The organism is Deinococcus humi (assembly GCF_014201875.1).
GTDB lineage: Bacteria > Deinococcota > Deinococci > Deinococcales > Deinococcaceae > Deinococcus > Deinococcus humi.
Genome location: NZ_JACHFL010000008.1, coordinates 58,162 through 76,948, shown reverse-complemented (window position 1 = coordinate 76,948; position 18,787 = coordinate 58,162). Strand labels below are relative to the sequence as shown.

Genomic DNA, 18,787 nt, shown 5'->3' with positions numbered 1-18,787 from the left:
CACGCTTTCCATGGACGGCCGCGTGCGCGTGGGCCTCCCCGTCCGCACCGGCACCCTGGCCCGTGAGCTGTGGGCCGAAGGCCGGTGCAGCCTCGTCGTCTACCGCGCGGGGCGTGTCGATTACGCAGCGGACTGGGCCGAGACGCCCGGCGCGTCACGCCTGTGCGACTGCACCGACGGCGGACGCAATCAACCCCTGATCAACTGCCCCCACTGCCGGGGCGAAGGAACGGTGACGGAATGACCGCCATCATGCACCGCGAAACGAACACCCTGGCCCTCGCCGGACAGGCCATGCAACTGCTGGAATTCGGTGCCATGCTGGTCAAGAGCCGCATGCTGCCCAGCAGCGTTCAGAGTCCAGAGGCCGCCGTCGCCATCATGGTCAAAGGCATGGAACTGGGCCTGCCCGCCATGGCCGCCCTGAACGGCATCACCGTGATCCAGGGCAAACCCACCGTCAGCCCCCAACTGATGCTGAGCCTGATCAACCGCAGCGGACAACTGGAAAACATCGAAGTTGTGACTGGTGTGGACGGGGCCTGCGTGACCATGAAGCGCCGGGGCCGCGCCCCCTTCACCGCCAAATTCGGCCCAACTGAGGCGCGGGCGATGAAGCTGGACGGCAAGGACAACTATCAGAAGCAGGCCCCCGTCATGTACCAGTGGCGCGCGGTGGCTGCCTGTGCCCGCGTGGTGTTCCCGGACGTGATCGATGGTCTGTACACGCCTGAGGAAATGGGCGCGGACGTCCAGGTAGACGAAGACGGGGCCATGACGGTGACTCAGGAGGTCAAGGCTGCTCCCACCGCCCGGCCCGCGAACATTACCCGTGAGATTCAGGAGCAGGCCGGAACACCTGTCCGCACCGCCGCGCCCAGCGAAGCCCTGACGGGGGAGATCAAGACGCTGTGGACCGAGGCCCGCCCCCACATTGACGAGACCGCCTACGCCGCGAAGTACAGCGAATGGCGCACCAATGCTGGTCAGGCCGCCGCACTGCGCCAGGACTTGAAAGCCGTGCTGGGGAGGCTGCCCACCAAGGTAGAAGCCCATCAGGAGGCCGAGCAAGCCCACACCGCACCTGATGTTGTGGACGCCGTGCTGACGCCCGCTCTGGCCACCAGTGAACAGCGGCAACTGCTGAGCCAGCACGCCGCCCGTGCCGGGGCCAAGACCAGCGCGGAGCGGGCCGTCCTGTGGGGCTACCTCGCCAACGATGAAAAAGCCATCGGCACCAAAGAGCTGAACCAGGAACAGGCGGTGGGCATCCTCGACACCTTCAGCAGCTGGGACAACCACGAAGCCGCACAGGTCTTCGCCGAAGCCCAGAAGAAAGTGCTGGCGTTCTGAACTCACAGGCCGGGAAAGGGTTTCCCGGCTTTACTTCTTGCTTTCAACTCGAGGAACCCACCATGCAAAACGAATACACCGTCCGGGCCTACCGCACCGAAACCAAATACGACACCCACGATGACCTGATCAGCCTGCTGGACGTGCAGGTGCCCGCCGATGCCCTGGAATTCCTGCGCGCCGCTCACAATGCCCAGGACAGCAAGGAAGTGACCTTCACGGTGCGGGTGGCGCAGCGCAGCGACGGCGATTTCCGCAAGCTGGTCTTCACCAGCAAGGGCAGCAAGATGAAGGACTTCGTGCCGGTGGCCACGCTCCAGAAGTGGGCGAACGCGGGCGACAACCTGAACAGCCTGTTCGATGCCTCCCGGTATGAATTGGCGCTGATCGTCCAGGTTCATGAGGCTGACAAGGGTGCTGGCCTGTTTGACCAGGACGAAGAACAACCCGAGGATGACCAGCCGCAGACCGTGGCCATGGGCGTCCTAAACGCGCCGAAAGAGGTTCAGGCCCTGCCCAGCAGCGAGGCTCAGGACGCGGAGTTCCGTTTCATGGACACCGATGGCCCTGACAACGGGGGGCAGGATGCACCAGCCGCCGATTGAAACTGGAGGGGCTTCGGCCCCTCTTCATCCTGATCTCGCCCGCCTGCCGAAGTACAAGAACGCCTACCTGACGCCCGCTGTTGAGACCATCTACCCCACAGACCCCGCCGCCTTCCGCGCCATCTACCAGCCTGAAAACCTCGCCGCCCCCGAATACCGGGGGGAGGGCGTTAAGACCATGACCGACGACGAGCTGTCGAAGTTCGCCGCCGCACTCCAGACCGCCGCCATCCACAACCCGGCCAAGATCGATGAGCTGTGGACCATCTGCTGCACCCTGGGCTACCGGGTCAGCCAGGGCGGCACGCCATGAGTGCCATCACCAACATCCCTTTCCCCGCACCCGCCAAGAAGACTAGGGCGAAGCGCGAGGCCGGCACCTACACCACCACCGACAGCGCCGTGGTGGCCTTCCAGAAGGTCAACGGCAGCGCCGTCACCCGCGTGCTGACCGCCCTCTCCGAGCGCAGCAACTACCGGCAGAGGGCCATGACCATTCCTGACCTGATGGCCGCCTGCCAGCTCAAGGAACGCGCCACCGAGAAGGCCATCGCCGCACTGATCGAGCAGGGCTTTTGCAGCCGCGTTCAGGGTGGCGTGATCTACACCCAGCCCGGCAAAGCGAACGTCCGTGCGAACGGAGTTGCGAACGCATGTGCGAATGACCGTACGTCAGTTAAGAGCAAGATCACCGTGCAGGACGAAGAATCTCAAGCCCCGAAGGAATTAGAAGGAATTGGAAGGAAAGAAGATGTTGTTCCTGGTCTTCAAGAGACGCGCGAGGCGGACGGGCAACCGCAACCACAACTCGACGCCGCAGGCGAGACGGAAGGGCAGACGCCTGACGGCGTGGCCTCTGGCGAGGCCGACCCCACCCTCAACCCCTTCACAGCTTCAAAAACTGTGACTGGCAACGGAGAGACCGATAACGTGACTGACTCTGAAAAGGTTCCGCCCGGCCGGACGCCGCGCGAGGCCATGGCCGTGCTGGCTGGGGCCGGATTGCAGGACACCTGGCGCGGCTGGGTGCGCCTGACGGGCATCAAGCGCGTGAGCCAGGAACTTCACGCCCTGCAATGGGCCGAGTGGGTCACAGGCGGACAGGCCGAGGAACTGAAAACCCACGTCACAGCGCTGATTGAGGCCGGGACGTACAACATGCCCTGGGCCGCCTTGAAGCACCGGATGACCCGCCCCGCCGGACCCGCCCCCTTGCCCGCTGTCGAGGTGGAACGCAAGACCAACTTCAAGCCCGGCCAGCGCGTCCGTTACCCCGATGGCAGCGAGGCCACGGTGCTGTCCGTCCTGAGCCGGGGCATTGCCACCGATCATCCCGACTCCCCCGATGTGCCCCTGGGCCGCCTGCGGACGCTGGAGATCTTGTGACCCGCCCGCCGCCGTCTGACCCCCACGTCGAGGCGCAGCTGCTGGCCGCCGTGATGATCGACGCCGATCAGTGGCCGGTGATTGCCGAGCTGCCCAGCGAAACGTTCTACAGCCTCGGCTGCCGTGGCGTGTTCGAGGCCATGACCGCCCTGCATGCCGCCGGCCTGCCGGTGGATGACCTTGGCCTGATTGCCCAGCAGGGCCAGCAGCACGCCCACCCATCGTTTGACCTGGCCTTCCTGAGCGGCGTCATGGCCACCGAAACCAGCGGACACTACGCCACCGAGTACGCCGCTGTGGTGCGCGGTCTGCACGCCCGCCGCCTGACCATCCGGGCCGCCTACACGCTGATCCACCACGCCGCCGAGGGTGACCTGACGGGTGAAGAGCTGGCGACTCTGGCCTCGCAGGTGGTCACGCCGCTGGACCAGCGCGCCCGGCACCAGTTCGTGAGTCACGCGCAGGCCATTGACGCGGCGCTGGCGGATCTGGATAACCCGGTACCCGACGCCATCCATACCGGCTTCCCGGATCTTGATCAGGAAATCCTGGGCTTTGAGCCGGGAGCGTTGTACGTGCTGGCGGCCCGCCCAGCTATGGGGAAAACGGCCCTGGGGTACGGTTTCGCCCTGAATGCGGCCCGCGCGGGACATGGCGTGGCCGTGGCCAGCCTGGAGATGTCCCCGAAGGCCCTGAGTCTGCGCGCCCTGGCGACGGATGCCGGTGTGGACCTGAACCGCATTCGTCATCGCACCCTGAGCCCGATGGAGCGCAACCGCCTGGGTGCAGCTGGCCACCGTCTGCGCTCCCTACCGATTCAGTTCATGGACGCCACCGATCAGACCGGCGCGAGTATTGCCCGTGATGCCCGTGTGCTGCACGCCGCCGGGCAGCTGGACCTGCTGCTGATCGACTATCTGCAGTTGATCGAGTCCGGCAAGAACGGGGGCGAGAACCGGCAGCAGGAAGTCAGCCAGATCAGCCGCAGCCTGAAGAAGCTGGCGATGGAGTTGCAGATTCCCGTGGTGGTGCTGTCGCAGCTCAGCCGGGGTGTGGAGGCGCGGCCCAGCAAGCGCCCCATGCTGAGTGACCTGCGGGAGTCCGGGGCCATTGAGCAGGACGCGGACACGGTGATGTTCATTTACCGGGACGAGTACTACAACCCGCACACCGATCAGCAGGGCGTGGCGGAGATCATCCTGGGCAAGCAGCGCAACGGCCCGGTGGGCAGCGTCTTGCTGAGCTACAGCAGTGAGTTCGTGCGGTTCGGCAACCTGGCGCGGGACGTGGTGGGATGACGGCGGCCCTGTTGCAGCGCCTGACGCCCGAGGAACGCGCTCGCCTGGCCGAGCTGGAAGAACAGGTGCTCGTCGGTGCGTCCGCTGCCCTGCTGGCAGGCCGGGCCCTGACCGAGATCCGGGACGCCCGCCTGTACCGGGGCGAGTTTGCCACCTTCGAGGAATACGCCCTGGCGCGGTTCCGTTTCTCGCGCCCACGGGCCTACCAGCTGATCGACTACGCCGCCGCTGCGGGTGAGTTTGAGGCGCAGGGTCTGGAGGTGCCCGTTGAGCGGGTGGCGCGCGCGTTGGGCGGCGTGCCCCCGGAGGACTACCGCCTGGTCCTGGACGTGACCCGCGCCGTGACTGGCAAGCAATTGCCCAGCAGCGCAGACGTGCAGGGCGTGGCTGACACGGTGCGGAACATGGCCGCTGGGATGCAGGTTGAGCACCCGGACACCCAGGAGTCCGTTCCCCTCAGCAAGATTCCCCCCGAGCGCCGCGTGGAAGCCATCACCAAAGCGGTGCAGCGCGGCGCACAGGACCGACGCGACTTCCAAGGCACCGATGACGTGAAGCCGTGGGTGTGGGCGGAAGACATGCGCAGTGTGGCTGACGTCATGTTGAGCGGTGACGCCGCTGGCTGGCAGTTCACCGCAATTGACCGGGCAACGGGTGAAGCGCGGTTGGGGCCGGGCAGAAAGAACATCTGGGACGCGATTCGGCATGCCCGCCAGCTGTGGGAAGGGGAGGCGAACCGTGACGAGCAGTGAGTTTTTGTCTACCCCGGTAGACGGCCCGGAGATTCAGGCCAGGACACGAAATGACACGCCCGTCAGCACAAATGATCACGAGTCCGAGCTGGAGCGGGGACTACTTGCGGCCAGGGGCGGCAAAGGCCAGCCCTTTGGCTTCCAGTGCCTCACGCAAGAGTCTGATCGCTTTGGGCCCCATGCCGTGCAAGCTCAAGATCTCCGCTTCCGTAACCGCTGTGAATTGTTCAAGACGGGTATAGCCCTTCTGATCCAGCGCACGCTGGGCCGGTCTGCCCAGATTCTGCGGAAGATCGCTTGCGGGGGGGGTGTTCATCGTTCGTCCTCCTGTAGGCGCGAGGTGATGCTGTGCATTGTGCCGCAGGGCGAGAATTGGACGGGAGAAGGGAAGAAGGGGTCTGAGGAATGACGTCAGAGCAGCCGAAATTGGCCTCGCCCCACGCGTTCCAGATCGTGGTACTTCCCAGCCTTGGGGCCGACGGCGTTGATGCACATCTCGGTGGCCACATGGCGTCGGATGGTGGTGTCCAGGTGGCGGGTGCCGCGTTCGCGCATGGCGGTGACGATCTCCTGGGCCGTAAAGATCCCGTCGGTGCGCTCTCGGCTCAACTTGCGGGCGACGGTAAGAATTTCATCACGGCAAGTCATGCCTCCATTCTGCCTTGCCGACTGGGGTCCCGAATGACTGATCTTCCAGTCCGCTTCAAGACCTCCATGCGCTGGCGTGAAGCCCGCAGGGCCTCAAGGGGCGAGCTGCGGAATGAGTTCGATCCGCAAACTGCTGAGGTCATGGCTGGGAGCAAGCAGTGACCATCCCGAAACGCCACTACGCGAACAAGGCTGCCCGTGACTTTCTGCGCGGGACGGCCTTCACTTCTCCTCAAGAGGCCATTGACGCTGGAGCCCGGTCGGAGTTCCAGTGGCAGAACTTCATGCTGGGGCAGGCGTCGAAGTTCTGGAGAGAGAACGGCAGGAAGGCCAGGGAGAAGGTCAAGGCCCGCCATCCGATCAAGCGGGTCCGGCGCAAACGGGGCGAACTGCTTCCCGAAACAGGCCAAAATTGCCCCCAAACTGAGGTTTTTGGGAACAGAAAGTTGAGAAACGATGTGCTGGCGCTGGAAAACAAGGCGCGAGAGTGGGCAAACATTGGCGGTGTGGGCCGAATTGGTCTAGACAGATCGGCTGTTGCGGCGCATGGGCTCTGGCTGGACTTCACCCGGCACGCGGTTGCGGGCGATTTCCCGGCATGGCTGTCCAGGTTGTCTGGGGTTCCACTGGAGACCTGCCGCCGCCGGTTGAAGGCGGGCTGCGCGCTGGCGGTAGGGATCAATCCGAGGATGAACCATTCCGGGTTGCTGGCGGAGCTGAGGGAACGCGAGACCACCCCCGTCTGTAGAGGGGCGAGATGACTGCCCGGCACAAGTTCAGCGCCGTCCGCAGTCAACGCGGAGGCCAGAAGTTCGACTCGAAGCTGGAAGCCGCTTATTTCGATCACCTGACCGGGCTGATGAAGGCAGGTGAGGTGGTGGGCTTCCTTCGGCAGGTGCCCTTCCACCTGCCCGGCAGCGTGCGGTACGTCTGCGACTTCCTGGTGTTCTGGGCCGATGGCTCCTGCACGTTCGATGACCCCAAAGGCATGGAAACCGCCGTGTACCGGGCCAAGATGCGCCAGCTCCAGGTGCTGTACCCGTGGGCGGTGGTGCGGTCCCTGACGTTCAAGCGCAAGACCTGGGTGGCTGAGATCGCCACGACTGGTGGCCAGGATGCCTGACCTCACCGCTAGGCTGGAAATCCTGTACCGCTTTCGGGAAGCCCGCGAGGCCAGCAAGGAAGAGAAGGCCACCTTGCGTGAGGCACAGGACACACTGCAGGCCCAAGCCGAACGCATCGCTGCGCTGGAAGAGTTGCTTGATGAGGGCGGCCAGCCTCGGCGGCGTAATCAGTCTGGGTTGCTGTCCGAACAGCGCGAGCGCGAGACCATACCGGTGCCTGAGCTGGCTTGGGATGAAGCATGAGCGATCAGCTGCCGGTATGGCTGATCCGCTCTCTGACTGTAGTTGAGGCAAGACCCATCTGCCAGAGGGTGATGCAGTTAGAGGTCCGTTTTTTCCTGTGGTCCTTTCCCTGACTTCAGGGAGCGAGGAGGCGTTTATGCTGAGCGCCGGTTGGACAGTTTGCCCTCACTTCCGTCCCGCTTAATCCCCAGGAGCACCCATGTTGCACGATCCCTACCAGGCCCGTTCTGACCGTTACGACGCCATGCTCTACCGCCGCACAGGCCGCAGTGGGTTGAAGCTCCCGGCCATCTCGCTGGGTCTCTGGCACAACTTCGGTGGCGTGGACCGTGTGGAAAACGCCCGCGCGATGTTGCGCCGCGCCTTCGACCTCGGCGTCACGCACTTCGACCTCGCCAACAACTACGGGCCCCCGCCTGGGAGTGCCGAGGAAACCTTTGGGCGCGTGCTGGCAGCAGACTTTCGCCCCTACCGCGACGAGCTGATCATCTCGAGCAAGGCTGGATACGACATGTGGGAAGGGCCGTACGGCAACTGGGGATCGCGCAAATACCTGGTCTCAAGCCTGGATCAGAGTCTGAAACGGATGGGCCTGGACTATGTGGACATCTTCTACCACCACCGGCCTGACCCCGAAACGCCCATGGAGGAGACGATGGCGGCCCTCGACCATATCGTTCGCAGTGGGCGGGCACTGTACGTGGGCATCAGCAATTACAAGCCGGAAGGGACCCGTGAGGCTGCCCGCCTGCTCCGCGAGCTGGGGACGCCCTGCCTGATTCACCAGCCAAGCTACTCGATGCTCAACCGCTGGGTGGAGCCCGAATTGCTGGACGTGCTGCGAGAGGAAGGCATCGGGTCCATCGTGTTTAGCCCGCTGCAACAGGGCCTGCTGACGGACAAGTACCTGCGAGGCATCCCCGCTGACTCACGTGCCGTGACCTCTGGACGGTTCCTGCGCCCCGAACACGTGACCGACGAGGTGCTGGCCCGGACTCGGGGGCTCAACGACCTTGCCGGAGAGCGTGGGCAGACCCTTGCACAGATGGCGCTCGCCTGGGTGCTGCGCCGCCCCGAAGTCACGTCCGCTCTCGTCGGCGCGAGCCGTCCTGAGCAGATTGACGACGCTGTGGGCGCGCTCAGAGACCTGAACTTCAGTGAGGAAGAGCTAGGTCGGATTGAGCAGTTGCTGGCCTGAGGGTAACAAAGGCAAACGATCGGACAGAGACGGAGCGTCTCCAAGCGGAGTGTTCTGGCAACGTACTGAATGGTCCTTACGGTTCATCAGCCACTTGAGATAGGCGTCAACCTACGCCGTTTTTAACAACCTCCTCGCCCATCTGTCGCCCCTCGCCAGGCGGCTGTTCTTTGCGTGTCATCCTGGGCGGCATTCTGGCCCCATGACGCGCAAGGCGCGAGAAGCGCGGCCCAAGGGGCTAGCACAGGCACCCGAGAAGGCACTGAACGAACGGCAACGGCGCTGGGCTGAGCATTACGCTGCATCTGGCAACGCCCTGCAAAGTGCGATTGCAGCGGGGTATTCCCCGAACAGTGCGCGCAGTCAATCAGACCGGATGCTGAAAAATGCTGAAGTGATGCGGTACGTTGCGACACTGACGCAACCCGCCGAACAGTCACGCATTGCCAGTAGGGCAGAGCGACAGCAATTCTGGACCTCTGTGATGCGCGGCGAGCCTCAGGGGGATGAGCCACCACGCTTCGCCGATCGCCTGAAAGCTTCCGAGCTGCTGGGCAAGGCGCAGGCAGATTTCGTGGAGCGTCATGAACTGACTGGCCAGGCGGGCGGCCCGATCCAGCAGGAGACGGCGCTCAGCCTGGAAGGCAAATCCATCGAGGAACTGATGGCGCTGTACAAGACATGGACGCGCTAGACCTTCAGCCTGCCCTGATCGAAGCGGCCCTCAAGGAACAGGCGGCCCGCAAGCTGGGCGACTATCACGCCGAGATCCTGCGCCGCGCCCGCTTTGCCATGGAACTGCAGGGCAACCATGAACGACAGCGGGCGGTGCTGCTGGTGCTGGCCGCCGATCCGCTCAGCTTCATCAACGACTGGGTGTGGACGTATGACCCCCGCAACATCAGCCGCAACCTGCCCCCTGTGGTGCCCTTCGTGCTGCGGCCCACGCAAGAACGCCTGGTCTTATGGCTCCAAGAGCGCGAGTCCACCCAGACGCACGGCCTGGTGGAAAAGAGCCGGGACGAGGGCATGTCTTACGTGGTCCTGGCCTACTTCCTGCACCGCTGGTTGTTCACTCCGGGATTTGCCGCGGGCGTGGGCAGCCGCAAGGAAGAGTATGTGGATCGGAAGGGCGATCCTAAATCGCTGTTCTGGAAGTTCCGGGACATGATCAGCCACCTGCCCGGCTGGATGATGCCCGCAGGCTTCAGCCCCAAACTGCATGACAACCACATGCGGATCCTCAACCCGGTCAATGGCGCCAGCCTGACTGGCGAGGCTGGAGACAACATCGGGCGCGGTGGCCGGACCACCATGTACCTGCTCGACGAGTGGGCCTTCGTGGACAACCCCGAGAGCGTCAACGCCGCCATCAGTCAGAACACGAACGTCGTGATCAAGGGCAGCACCCCGAACGGCGTGGGCAACGTGTTTTACACCGAGCGCTTCTCAGGCCGCTTCAGCGTGTTCACGATGCGCTGGCAGGACAACCCGGACAAGAACTTCACGCTGGATGTAGGAGGGCAGCTCGCCTTTCCCTGGTACGAAAAGCAGAAGGCCAACCTGGATGCGCTGATCCTGGCGCAGGAGGTGGACATCGATTACACCGCCAGTGTGGCTGGTGTGGTCATCCCGGCCAAGTGGGTGGAGGCGGCCTTCCGTCTGGTGCTGCCCAGGGGGACGGATGGTGCGGCAGGGGTGGACGTGGCCGACGACGGCGCGGACAAGAGCGCATATGCCGCTCGGCAGGGGCCGGTGGTGCTGCCCAGTCTGCGCCAGTTCAAGGGCCTGCACCGGGCCTCTGACCTGATCGAAACTGGTCAGGCGGATGGCATCACCGAACTGAACTACGACAAGCTGGGCGTGGGCGCGTCCCTGACCGCCACCCTGGCCAAGGTGGAGGGATTGCCCTTCACGGTGCGTGGCATTGCCAACAGCCACAAGCCCAGCAGCACGGTCTACCCAGATGCACAGGCCAGGGCTGAAGAACGCTTTGCCAACCTGGCCGCCGAGCTGTGGTGGCGTCTGCGGCTGCGCTTCAAGACGACGTTTGAACGCGAGACGCTGGTCAAGTACCACCCGGACGAAGAGTGCATCAGCCTCGCGGAGTTGCGTGGGCATCCCCTTGAGAGCGCGGTGCGCGCCCAACTGTCTCAGGCCACCTACGAGAAGGCGGGCGTGGCGGACAAGATCAGGGTGAACAAGAAGGGAAACGGGTCAGCCTCGCCGGATCTGGCCGAGGTCATCATGTACGCGTTCGCGCCTGCAGCGCCTGCGCCTGCTGAGGTTTACGATCCTGGGACCGTTTCTATGGGTTTCGGAGAGGCCGGCAGCACGTACTAAATGGCTTACCCTAGAACCATGCTAGGGCCGTCCGTGCAAAATGTATTGATCGGCGTAGCCGTTCTCACCGCCTATCTCTTGGTCTATAAAAAGGTTCTCAAACGTGATTCTTGGCAAGAGGTTGGACGTGCAGCCGCAATGATCTTTGCTTTCCTCGCGGTGTTCCTGGTACTTCCCGAGCTTGTTCCCGCTTGGAAACCGTTTTTGTACTGGGTTGCTGATGATCTCCTAGACTACATAGAGCTGGTTGTTGTTGTGCTCCTCCTCGCTGTAGGACTTTGGAGTTGGCTTGCTCCTCACCTGCGTCGTCGCGCACCCTAACTCAAGAGTTCCAAGAGGAGGACTGGCCGCCGCCAAGAGGTCACGGCACGGATCCACCCTGGCGTACAGCCAGGATTACGAAAATGCCACTTATGTGCCTCAATGGGCATACCGTAGACGTCGGCATCCGTGGGTGGTGTCTCCCTGAGTAGTCCGAGGGGCGTGTCACCCGCTCTGACACGCTGTAGACCATGAGTGCCGTGTCCCGAATTGTCCTGCCCGTCGGGGCTGCCCTGCCCGCAGAGACACTGCTGCTCCGGAAGGCCAAAGAACAGCAGCAGAAACGAGGCGGGGACGCGACACTGAAGCTGACTCAATCCCTGCTGACTGGCGATCTCTGGGCCGATGGTCAGGGGTGGGGCGGCCCGTTTCCAGCAGCTCAGCCAGGCAACTCGGTAGACCGGACCACCGTTACTGCCGAGATCGAGCGCACCTTCGTTTCTCGCAACCTCGCGCGGGACATCGTGCGCCGTCACCGTTCGGGCGTGGCAGGCCGTGAGCCGTTGTGGACGGTGTTGCCGCGCAGGCCGCTGAAGAAGGGCCAGAAACCCACAGGCGAGGAACAGATCCGGATTGAGCAATACTCTGGCGCCCTGACCGACTGGTGGGACGATTCCGGCGCGTGGCTCGCCGTCCAGAAGGCGCTGGATACCGCGCTGGCCCTTGGCCACGGCACAGTGCGCTTGTACATTCACGCGGACAGCACTCTCGCCATCACAGACGATCAGGGCATTGAGCAGCGCATGATTCCGGCTGGCCTCTCCCTGAGTGAAGCGGCCCGGCGCATCAGCATCCATGCTCCTGCCTGGGATCAGGCTGGCGTGACCCGTGACCTGGACGGCCATGTGACTGGCGCGTACTTCACCCGCCAGGAGGAACAGGGCAAGACGCGCTGGGAGCTGCAGGAGCGCGTGAAGGCGAACGGCCAGACCTCTACCCGCGTGCATCCCTTCATTGGAGATGGTGGGACGGACCTTGAACCGCCCGTCGATTACCCAGTGCCGGACCTGCTGATCTACGAGATCCGGCTCGATCCGCTGATCACGGACAGCGTGCGTCGCCTGCTGAAGATGGCGAACAAGACCCTGACCATGGGCAGCCGGAACGTGGACCTGGGTGGCTTCCTGGAGCGCACCATCCTGAACGGGCAGATGCCGGGCGGCTATCAGACGATGCAGGACGGCAGCAAGGTCTTTGTGCCGGGCAAGTACAACGTGGGCGCAGGCGTGACCAACTTCCTGACCGGTCACAGCTTGTACGCCAAGAATTCGGAGACGGGCGCGCTTGAACCTTCGGGTCAGTTCGCCACGCCCAGCATCGTCTACAAGGACCCGACGGCGTTTACCGTATTTTCTGAGGCGTTCGAGAAGGCCAGGGAAATGATCTTGGACGAGGCGAACCAGCTGCACGTCCTGATCACTGGGGATGCTTCCGCGTCCGGGGTCAGCCGGCAGCAGGCGGTCAACGACTTCATCAGCAGCCTGGAACCTACCCGCATGGCGCTGGAACAACTGGTGCGCTGGCTGCTGAACACGGTGCTTCAGATGGCTCTGCACTTCACCGGGCGCAGGGAAGAGGCCGAAGAGTTCCGTGTGACCGCGCAGGCCCGGCTGAGTGCAGTCCAGCCGACGCCCGCCGAGATTGATGTGGCCTTGAAGCTGCGGAAGGCAGGCGTCATCAGCCGCGAGAGCCTGTACGCCCGCGTGGGCATTGACGATGAGGCCGCAGAATCAGCAGCGCTGGCATCTGAAGGCATCACGCTTGATCTGGTGGAGATGATCAGCAACGCGGGTGCGCCAGAGTGGGTGGTGCTGAAAGCGCTCATGCTGGCCCTGCCTGCGCTCGGCATCTCCGAGGCAGATGTGGCAGCCCAGCGGGACATGGACCTGGCTGCCCCCATACCCCCCACTGACCTCATGGCGGAAGATCCTGCGCAACCCTAAACTCGCGGCGATGAGCGCCGTGATCGACACCGATTGGCTCCGAAGGGGCATTGACGAGGTTCTCCCTTCCCTGACGGGCTGGTGGCTATTTGTCCATCCTGATCAGGAGTCCCATGCGCTGCTTGCGGCGGCAACGGTTCCCGACGACATTCGCGTGCGGGTCAGAGATCATCTCGCCCCTAGGGTGGCGGTGCTGCTGCCTGTAGGGCCGCCAGCCATGTTTTTGCAACAGGGTTACGAGTTTCAACCGTTTGGAGTGGAGTAGGGGCAGGGGAAAAGGTCAGGCCGCCTTTCGGGGCGGCTTTGCCGTGTCATCTTGCCGCCTAGTTTTGAAGCATGGCCATGACCCCAGCACACAGGCGCCTGCTGGCCCTGGCTGAGCGTCAGCAGGATGCCCATCTGACTGCCGCAAGGGGCTTGGTGCTGACCCATTTCCGGCAAGTGGCCCTGGTGGACGCCGAGAAAGCGCTGAAGGCTGCGCTGAACCTTCCAAAGAGTCAGAGGCCAAAAGCGATCCGTGAGGCTGTGGCGCTGGTGGATACGGCGACTCGTGCCCTCCGCATTCCCCCGGCTGACCTGGGGCCAGTGCTGCGCGCTGCCGTGCGTGACCGGGTGCTGAACACGGATGATTTGGCCGCACTGTCCAACCCGGCGCTGAAGTTCAACGATTCGGGCGAGCTGCAGCGGGCGGCCGTCACCCGGCAGCGCCAGGTCATGCGGAAGTATTGGACCAAAGAAGGAGACCGCTTCATGGGTGACGTGGCCGCCACCATGCGGGAAGCGGCGCGACGTGGCCTGGATCCGGAGCAGGTGGCGGACCTGTTACAAGCGCGGTTGGGGGTGCACCGTTCACGGGCGGTGCTGATCGCGGTGGACCAGACCCTCACGGTGGCCCAGCTGGCGAGCCAGAAGCGCATGCGGGACCTCGGCTTCACGTCCTTCCTGTGGGTGAGCCGGCGGGACGGCGACGTGCGTAAAGCGCATCAGGAGCGGGACGGGCAGGTCTACAGCTTCCGGGGTGCGCCCGAGCTACCTGGGCAGGCGGTGAGGTGCCGGTGCATCGCTGCGCCGCCGCCTGTCAGCCCCTGACCCATGCTGGCTGCACCATGTCCACCCGTCGCCAGCAGCGCAAAGCCAAGGCCGCCAAGCTGCTCGAACTTCAGACGCCACCCAAGAAGGTACCTGCGCCGAAAGAGGCCACGCCGCGGCGCTGGATTGAGGAGCCCTTCTACCTGATCGAGCTCGGCCTGCACAAGGAGCCGTTCGTGGGCAGCGTACCGAGGTTCCAGGAAGGCGTGATCATCAAGATCAAGCGGTAAAGTGCAGAGATGGCGACATTGAAGGTATTTCTACGCAATGGCAGTGTTGTTGAGCGCACTGGATCGCAAGAAGAGTGCCAACAGGTTGAAGGGCTGTTCAGGCAATTCCAAGAGCAACCCGGCCCGAACATCTTGCCAGTTGTCATAAGTGATGGCTTGGGGGTTGATAGCATCGACATCACCCTGATTCGAGATGTTGTGGTTGAAAACGACTGATCCAGCGTAGGAGTTACGCCCCGCGCAGAGCGGGGTTTCTTTTGTTTGGGGTGTCAGCACGGAATTCATGCTTGACCAATGACGGGAAGCCCGCAATCCAGCACAAAGGCTCAAGGAGCCGCCAACCCCTTCGCGCACCTGTACGAGACCCGCACCGGGTTGTTCGCAGGCCCGCGCACCCTCTGGAATGGAGGCGAAGCGCCCCCCCAGGACAAGCCAGCCACCGGCTCCAAAGAAGACGGCGAGCGCCGCTTCACCGACGCCGAATGGCGGGCCATGCGCCGCACGCAATTGGCCGATGCCGACATGAAAGACCTGATGCAAAAGGTCATCGACTTGGAGGCCACCAATTTCAAGCTGCGGCAACGTGAAACCCCCGATGGGGGCAAAGCCCTCACCCCCGACGAGGCCAAAGAGTGGGAAGCCTACCGCGCCCTCGGGAAGAAACCAGCGGACCTCAAGACCGCCCTGGAAAGCGGCGAAGTCGCCTCCAAGGAACTGGGGACGCTGAAGCAGGAACGCGAGATCGAAAGCACGGCAGGCATTGTCAAAGCCAATCCCGGCGTGCTGCGCGACGTACTGACCCGCCACAACCTCACCGCCAAAGTGCAGGGCGAAGCGCCCAAGGCTGGTGAAGAGGACAAGCGGGCTGTGCACCTGTTCGACAAGGACGGCAAGGACGTGGGCGAGGCCCGGGCCTGGGCTGCCCAGCATGAGGTGGCTTACGTCCCAGCACTGTTCCCCGCCCAAACCACCACGACGCCCAAGGTGCAAGGCACGGTGGTCACTCCGCAGGCGGGCGCAGGCGGCAATGCAGGGGACGGCGTGAGCAGCTACGCCGCCCGAATTCTCGCTGAACGTCAAGCCGCCGCCAATCCCACTCCCTCAACTGGAGGCAACACCGCATGACGAAACTCCGCACCTTCGCCCTAGCCGCTTTTGTGGCCGCGCGAGACAGCATGGAAACCTTCGGGACGGGCGTCCAGCTCGACTTCTCGAAGTTCGTGGACGCCAAATACGGTACTGCAGGCAAGCGCATCATTCCCGCAGGCACCGTCATTGAACCCGTCGCCGACGTTGACGCACCTGCCTACCTGTGCGGCCCAGCCAGCGGCACCGCGGGCAAGCTGGCCCTGATTCTCAAGACGGACGCCGAGGAAGACAGCCGGGCAGACGCCGTGACCGGATACGGCGCGTACAGCGGCGGCGTGGTCTACGAAACCCTGCTCCCTGATGCCAGCGGCAATCCCCGCGTCCTGAGCGCCGCTCTGAAGACGCAGCTCGGAAGCTACTTCCGCTTCATGACCTACGAGGACAAGCGATGAATCTAACCTGGGCGCAAGTGATCGCCAGCCTGTCCGCAGGCCGCGCGCTGATTCAGATTGCCAATACCCCGCCCGCTGCCGCTGAATACCTGGGTGGCCGCTTCCTGCCTCGCGTCCAGCGTCCCGACTACGACATCGCTGGCGGCCAGATAGAGATCCGCAGCGTCATGGCCGGACACGTGGGCATGGATAGCGCCTATCCCCAGGGCAGCGCCATCCAGCTGCGCGACTACGGTCACAAGACGGCCAAGCTGGCGCAGGCCATCGAGCTGGGTGAAGAACCCGCCCGCAATCTCCAGAAGCTGCTCTTGCTGGCTCAGGCCGGGCAGGCTCAGGGCCGCAGCGTGCAGGACTTCATGGGTGAGGCAGGCCTGAACCTGTTCACGAAGGGCGTGGTGCAGTCCCTGGACGACTCTGCCGAGTACCTGACCATGCAGGCCCTGACGCGCGGCAAGATCGACTGGACGTTCAACGGACGTCAGCTGAAGGTCGATTACAAGGTGCCCGCTGCGAACCGCGTCAGCCTGACCGGCACCGCCAAGTTCAGCGGGCCTGATTCGCAGTTCTGGAAACAGCTGACGGCTGGCGAGAAGAAGGTCAAGGGGAGCGTGGGCGTCGTCATGAGCCAGGACACCTTGCAGGTGATTCTGGACAATCCCGTTCACCGGATTGAAGTGGTGTCGGACGTCTACAGCCCGGAGCGCAACATCCGCACCGTGCAAATCCGCAAGCTGGCCCGCATGGTGGCCACGGCAGACGGCGGCGTGGGGTACACGGCGGAGACCACGAGCGACCAGCGGACGAGCGCCACCCTGATCGGTTACGGGCGCGAGGGCCAGATCATTGACCCCACCACGCCTGGGGAAACCATTGGTGTTCAGATGGTGCCGGACAACGTGGTGGCGGTGATCGGGCGCAATACCTCTAACGAACTGGTGTCGCTCAATGGCACGCCGCTGCCACAGCAGGCTCTGGGGTACTACCACGTCGCTCCGACGGTGGAAGGCACCTGGCGCGGCGAAGCGCTGGGCCGCTGGGGCCGCATTTACAGCCCGGAGAACAACCCCTACCTGCTGGTGGGGGAAGGCGTGGAAAACGGGCTGCCCGTGATCCGCAACGGCGAGCGGCTGTTCATCATCGAGAGCGAGGCGTAACCATGAGCGATACCGTGAAAGTCACGGCGCTGGGACAGACGTATCGGCGTGACGGCAAGGGCTTCGGCCCTTTCCGGGCCACGGCGGAACGTCCGTTCCTGGAAGTGCCGCTGTGGGTGGCGCTGGTGAGCGGCGCACCGGAGTACACGGGTGAGCCTGAAGCTGATGAGGCAGAGGGCGCGGACGTTCAGCAGCTGCTGGACGCGAACGCAAGCCTGAAGGCTGATCTGGACCAGGCCCGCGCCGACTTCGCCCACGAGCAGCAGCAGCACGAGAAGACCCGCGACGGCTATGCGGCCTACTCTGACGCGCAGGAGGCCAAAGTTTCCACCTTGACCTCTCGTGTCTCCGAGCTGGAAGCCGAGTGCGTTGACCTGAAGCAGAAGTTGGAAGAGGCAGACAGCGAGATCAGCTTCCTCAAGCTGGACCAGTCGCGGGCCGCTCTGGATGCCAACACGGCAGCCTTGAACGCTGCCTCTCAGCAGATTGAGGCTGTGACCAGCAGCACCCCTCTGCCTGAGGACTTCCCCATGCGGGACCTGCTGCTGGAAAGCGGGTTCGACTCGCTGGAGAAGGTCAGGGCCGGACTGGTCAAGCTAGACGGCGCTGAGAAGTCGCCTGTGGAGAACGTTCAGGGCATTGGCAAGAAGACCCTGATGGCCATTGAGGCGGCCCTGAAATGAGCACCGTCCGCTGCGCTGAAAGCGTGAACATGCTCGCGCAGGCGCCTGACCCGCGCGCTGAGGTCCTGACCGCTCTCACGGTCCGTCCGGTGACTCTGCCCAATCCGCGTGTCGTGGTTCGCGCAGATACAGGGAAAAGGCAGGCCCTGAAGTGACCCTGACTGCCCCTGAGTTCCCTCTGTCGGAAGCTGACGCCCTGACGCATCTGAAAGACGCGCTGGGCAGCAACTATGGCGGGGCCACTGATCCAGCCACACTTACCCGTGCGCTATCGGTGGATGGAATCCATGACGGCCCGCCGAGCATGGAGGGGGTGCAGTTTCACGTCCGGCCCTGGGCCACAGCGGCGCGGCTGATCGAGGAAAACACGGAGTACGAGGTCAATTCTGGGCTGGCTGCCCGGATTGACCGCAAGCTCCAGAGCCTCAAGGCCAAGCAGCGGCAGATGGACGCCCTGGCTGGGATCCTGCATCTGCTGCCCAGCACGGCTGAGGAGTGGGGCCAGGTGCCCAGCGGCAGCGCCCCTGTTGAGGCGGTCTTCTAGTGTCGGTCGATGCTCGCCCGTTCCGCCAGCTGACCACGCCTTCGGGTGCGGTCATTAAAGCTGGCCCGCCGAAGTTGAATCCGCTGGCTCTTGGCGTTAGCGGCAGGCCCGGCGGGGTGGTCAGCGATAACGCCACGCACACCATCCCCGTCTATGTTGCACTGGGCAATCCGCCGGCTGATCTGGTGGACAACGCGCTGGTGACGGTGGACGTGGAGCCGGACCGCCTGCAGAGCTTCCGGATCCTCCGGAATGGGATTGATAAGCAGGCGGGCATCTGGAAGTTGTACGTGCGGGCAGAAGCTGACACCTCCGGGTATGAACCATGACCA

The 18,787-nt window shown here is 63.8% G+C and carries 29 protein-coding genes; 27 read left to right on the top strand and 2 right to left on the bottom strand.

What is annotated here, in order from left to right:
• Positions 1 to 10 precede the first annotated feature (10 nt).
• The 7 genes from HNQ08_RS15190 (at position 11) to HNQ08_RS15160 (ending at position 5,394) form a co-directional block, all read left to right on the top strand.
• Positions 11 to 244, top strand: a complete 234-nt coding sequence (locus tag HNQ08_RS15190) for a hypothetical protein (RefSeq protein WP_184133824.1) — start codon at positions 11 to 13, stop codon at positions 242 to 244.
• On the top strand, positions 241 to 1,353 hold the full coding sequence (locus HNQ08_RS15185) for a hypothetical protein (RefSeq protein ID WP_184133822.1): 1,113 nt from the start codon (positions 241 to 243) through the stop codon (positions 1,351 to 1,353). The genes HNQ08_RS15190 and HNQ08_RS15185 overlap by 4 nt, the downstream gene beginning before the upstream one ends.
• Positions 1,354 to 1,415: 62 nt before the next feature.
• A complete protein-coding gene (locus HNQ08_RS15180) occupies positions 1,416 to 1,958 on the top strand; it encodes a hypothetical protein (protein WP_184133820.1) in 543 nt (180 codons plus the stop codon).
• On the top strand, positions 1,939 to 2,271 hold the full coding sequence (locus tag HNQ08_RS15175; protein ID WP_184133817.1) for a hypothetical protein: 333 nt from the start codon (positions 1,939 to 1,941) through the stop codon (positions 2,269 to 2,271). The genes HNQ08_RS15180 and HNQ08_RS15175 overlap by 20 nt, the downstream gene beginning before the upstream one ends.
• Positions 2,268 to 3,344, top strand: coding sequence for a hypothetical protein (locus tag HNQ08_RS15170; protein ID WP_184133815.1), 1,077 nt, complete (start codon positions 2,268 to 2,270; stop codon positions 3,342 to 3,344). The genes HNQ08_RS15175 and HNQ08_RS15170 overlap by 4 nt, the downstream gene beginning before the upstream one ends.
• The gene (locus tag HNQ08_RS15165; protein WP_184133812.1) at positions 3,341 to 4,642 is read left to right on the top strand and encodes a replicative DNA helicase; all 1,302 of its coding nucleotides are present in this window, start codon (positions 3,341 to 3,343) and stop codon (positions 4,640 to 4,642) included. Before HNQ08_RS15170 ends, HNQ08_RS15165 begins: the two co-directional genes overlap by 4 nt.
• The gene (locus tag HNQ08_RS15160; RefSeq protein WP_184133810.1) at positions 4,639 to 5,394 is read left to right on the top strand and encodes a hypothetical protein; all 756 of its coding nucleotides are present in this window, start codon (positions 4,639 to 4,641) and stop codon (positions 5,392 to 5,394) included. The genes HNQ08_RS15165 and HNQ08_RS15160 overlap by 4 nt, the downstream gene beginning before the upstream one ends.
• Before the next feature lie 100 nt (positions 5,395 to 5,494).
• Here HNQ08_RS15160 and HNQ08_RS15155 read toward each other — a convergent pair whose 3' ends face one another.
• Both HNQ08_RS15155 and HNQ08_RS15150 read right to left on the bottom strand, forming a co-directional pair.
• Positions 5,495 to 5,710, bottom strand: a complete 216-nt coding sequence (locus HNQ08_RS15155) for a helix-hairpin-helix domain-containing protein (protein ID WP_184133807.1) — start codon at positions 5,708 to 5,710, stop codon at positions 5,495 to 5,497.
• A gap of 95 nt (positions 5,711 to 5,805) precedes the next feature.
• On the bottom strand, positions 5,806 to 6,042 hold the full coding sequence (locus HNQ08_RS15150; protein WP_184133804.1) for a DUF7669 domain-containing protein: 237 nt from the start codon (positions 6,040 to 6,042) through the stop codon (positions 5,806 to 5,808).
• A gap of 33 nt (positions 6,043 to 6,075) precedes the next feature.
• Between HNQ08_RS15150 and HNQ08_RS27945 the strand changes: the two genes are divergently transcribed.
• From HNQ08_RS27945 to HNQ08_RS15055, 20 genes are all read left to right on the top strand, one after another.
• On the top strand, positions 6,076 to 6,204 hold the full coding sequence (locus tag HNQ08_RS27945; RefSeq protein WP_268240017.1) for a hypothetical protein: 129 nt from the start codon (positions 6,076 to 6,078) through the stop codon (positions 6,202 to 6,204).
• Positions 6,201 to 6,803: a hypothetical protein gene (locus HNQ08_RS15145; protein ID WP_184133802.1), complete on the top strand. Its 603-nt coding sequence runs from the start codon at positions 6,201 to 6,203 to the stop codon at positions 6,801 to 6,803. Before HNQ08_RS27945 ends, HNQ08_RS15145 begins: the two co-directional genes overlap by 4 nt.
• Complete coding sequence (locus tag HNQ08_RS15140) at positions 6,800 to 7,165, top strand: DUF1064 domain-containing protein (RefSeq protein WP_184133800.1); 366 nt, start codon at positions 6,800 to 6,802, stop codon at positions 7,163 to 7,165. Before HNQ08_RS15145 ends, HNQ08_RS15140 begins: the two co-directional genes overlap by 4 nt.
• Entirely contained in the window at positions 7,158 to 7,409 is a 252-nt protein-coding gene (locus tag HNQ08_RS15135; protein WP_184133798.1) for a hypothetical protein, read from the top strand. The genes HNQ08_RS15140 and HNQ08_RS15135 overlap by 8 nt, the downstream gene beginning before the upstream one ends.
• Positions 7,410 to 7,608: 199 nt before the next feature.
• A complete protein-coding gene (gene mgrA / locus HNQ08_RS15130; protein WP_184133796.1) occupies positions 7,609 to 8,607 on the top strand; it encodes an L-glyceraldehyde 3-phosphate reductase in 999 nt (332 codons plus the stop codon).
• Positions 8,608 to 8,809: 202 nt separating this feature from the next.
• The gene (locus HNQ08_RS15125) at positions 8,810 to 9,301 is read left to right on the top strand and encodes a terminase small subunit (protein ID WP_184133794.1); all 492 of its coding nucleotides are present in this window, start codon (positions 8,810 to 8,812) and stop codon (positions 9,299 to 9,301) included.
• On the top strand, positions 9,289 to 10,950 hold the full coding sequence (locus HNQ08_RS15120; RefSeq protein WP_184133793.1) for a terminase large subunit: 1,662 nt from the start codon (positions 9,289 to 9,291) through the stop codon (positions 10,948 to 10,950). Before HNQ08_RS15125 ends, HNQ08_RS15120 begins: the two co-directional genes overlap by 13 nt.
• An 18-nt stretch (positions 10,951 to 10,968) precedes the next feature.
• Entirely contained in the window at positions 10,969 to 11,271 is a 303-nt protein-coding gene (locus HNQ08_RS15115; protein ID WP_184133791.1) for a hypothetical protein, read from the top strand.
• A gap of 191 nt (positions 11,272 to 11,462) precedes the next feature.
• Positions 11,463 to 13,214: a hypothetical protein gene (locus tag HNQ08_RS15110; protein WP_184133788.1), complete on the top strand. Its 1,752-nt coding sequence runs from the start codon at positions 11,463 to 11,465 to the stop codon at positions 13,212 to 13,214.
• A gap of 10 nt (positions 13,215 to 13,224) precedes the next feature.
• Positions 13,225 to 13,479 carry a hypothetical protein gene (locus HNQ08_RS15105; RefSeq protein ID WP_184133786.1) on the top strand — a complete coding sequence of 85 codons (255 nt, stop codon included), beginning with the start codon at positions 13,225 to 13,227 and terminating at the stop codon, positions 13,477 to 13,479.
• A gap of 77 nt (positions 13,480 to 13,556) precedes the next feature.
• A complete protein-coding gene (locus tag HNQ08_RS15100) occupies positions 13,557 to 14,303 on the top strand; it encodes a minor capsid protein (protein WP_184133784.1) in 747 nt (248 codons plus the stop codon).
• 17 nt (positions 14,304 to 14,320) lie between these two features.
• Positions 14,321 to 14,533: a hypothetical protein gene (locus tag HNQ08_RS15095; protein ID WP_184133782.1), complete on the top strand. Its 213-nt coding sequence runs from the start codon at positions 14,321 to 14,323 to the stop codon at positions 14,531 to 14,533.
• A gap of 9 nt (positions 14,534 to 14,542) precedes the next feature.
• Positions 14,543 to 14,749 carry a hypothetical protein gene (locus HNQ08_RS27155; protein ID WP_189366227.1) on the top strand — a complete coding sequence of 69 codons (207 nt, stop codon included), beginning with the start codon at positions 14,543 to 14,545 and terminating at the stop codon, positions 14,747 to 14,749.
• 78 nt (positions 14,750 to 14,827) lie between these two features.
• Positions 14,828 to 15,658 (top strand): hypothetical protein, encoded by an 831-nt coding sequence (locus tag HNQ08_RS15085; RefSeq protein ID WP_184133778.1) that lies wholly within the window; start codon positions 14,828 to 14,830, stop codon positions 15,656 to 15,658.
• A complete protein-coding gene (locus tag HNQ08_RS15080) occupies positions 15,655 to 16,074 on the top strand; it encodes a hypothetical protein (RefSeq protein ID WP_184133776.1) in 420 nt (139 codons plus the stop codon). The genes HNQ08_RS15085 and HNQ08_RS15080 overlap by 4 nt, the downstream gene beginning before the upstream one ends.
• The gene (locus HNQ08_RS15075; protein ID WP_184133774.1) at positions 16,071 to 17,228 is read left to right on the top strand and encodes a major capsid protein; all 1,158 of its coding nucleotides are present in this window, start codon (positions 16,071 to 16,073) and stop codon (positions 17,226 to 17,228) included. Before HNQ08_RS15080 ends, HNQ08_RS15075 begins: the two co-directional genes overlap by 4 nt.
• Before the next feature lie 2 nt (positions 17,229 to 17,230).
• Positions 17,231 to 17,911 (top strand): HlyD family secretion protein, encoded by a 681-nt coding sequence (locus tag HNQ08_RS15070; RefSeq protein ID WP_184133772.1) that lies wholly within the window; start codon positions 17,231 to 17,233, stop codon positions 17,909 to 17,911.
• Positions 17,908 to 18,066, top strand: coding sequence for a hypothetical protein (locus HNQ08_RS15065; protein WP_184133769.1), 159 nt, complete (start codon positions 17,908 to 17,910; stop codon positions 18,064 to 18,066). The genes HNQ08_RS15070 and HNQ08_RS15065 overlap by 4 nt, the downstream gene beginning before the upstream one ends.
• The gene (locus HNQ08_RS15060; protein WP_184133767.1) at positions 18,063 to 18,455 is read left to right on the top strand and encodes a hypothetical protein; all 393 of its coding nucleotides are present in this window, start codon (positions 18,063 to 18,065) and stop codon (positions 18,453 to 18,455) included. The genes HNQ08_RS15065 and HNQ08_RS15060 overlap by 4 nt, the downstream gene beginning before the upstream one ends.
• Entirely contained in the window at positions 18,455 to 18,784 is a 330-nt protein-coding gene (locus HNQ08_RS15055) for a hypothetical protein (protein ID WP_184133764.1), read from the top strand. Before HNQ08_RS15060 ends, HNQ08_RS15055 begins: the two co-directional genes overlap by 1 nt.
• Positions 18,785 to 18,787: the final 3 nt, after the last annotated feature.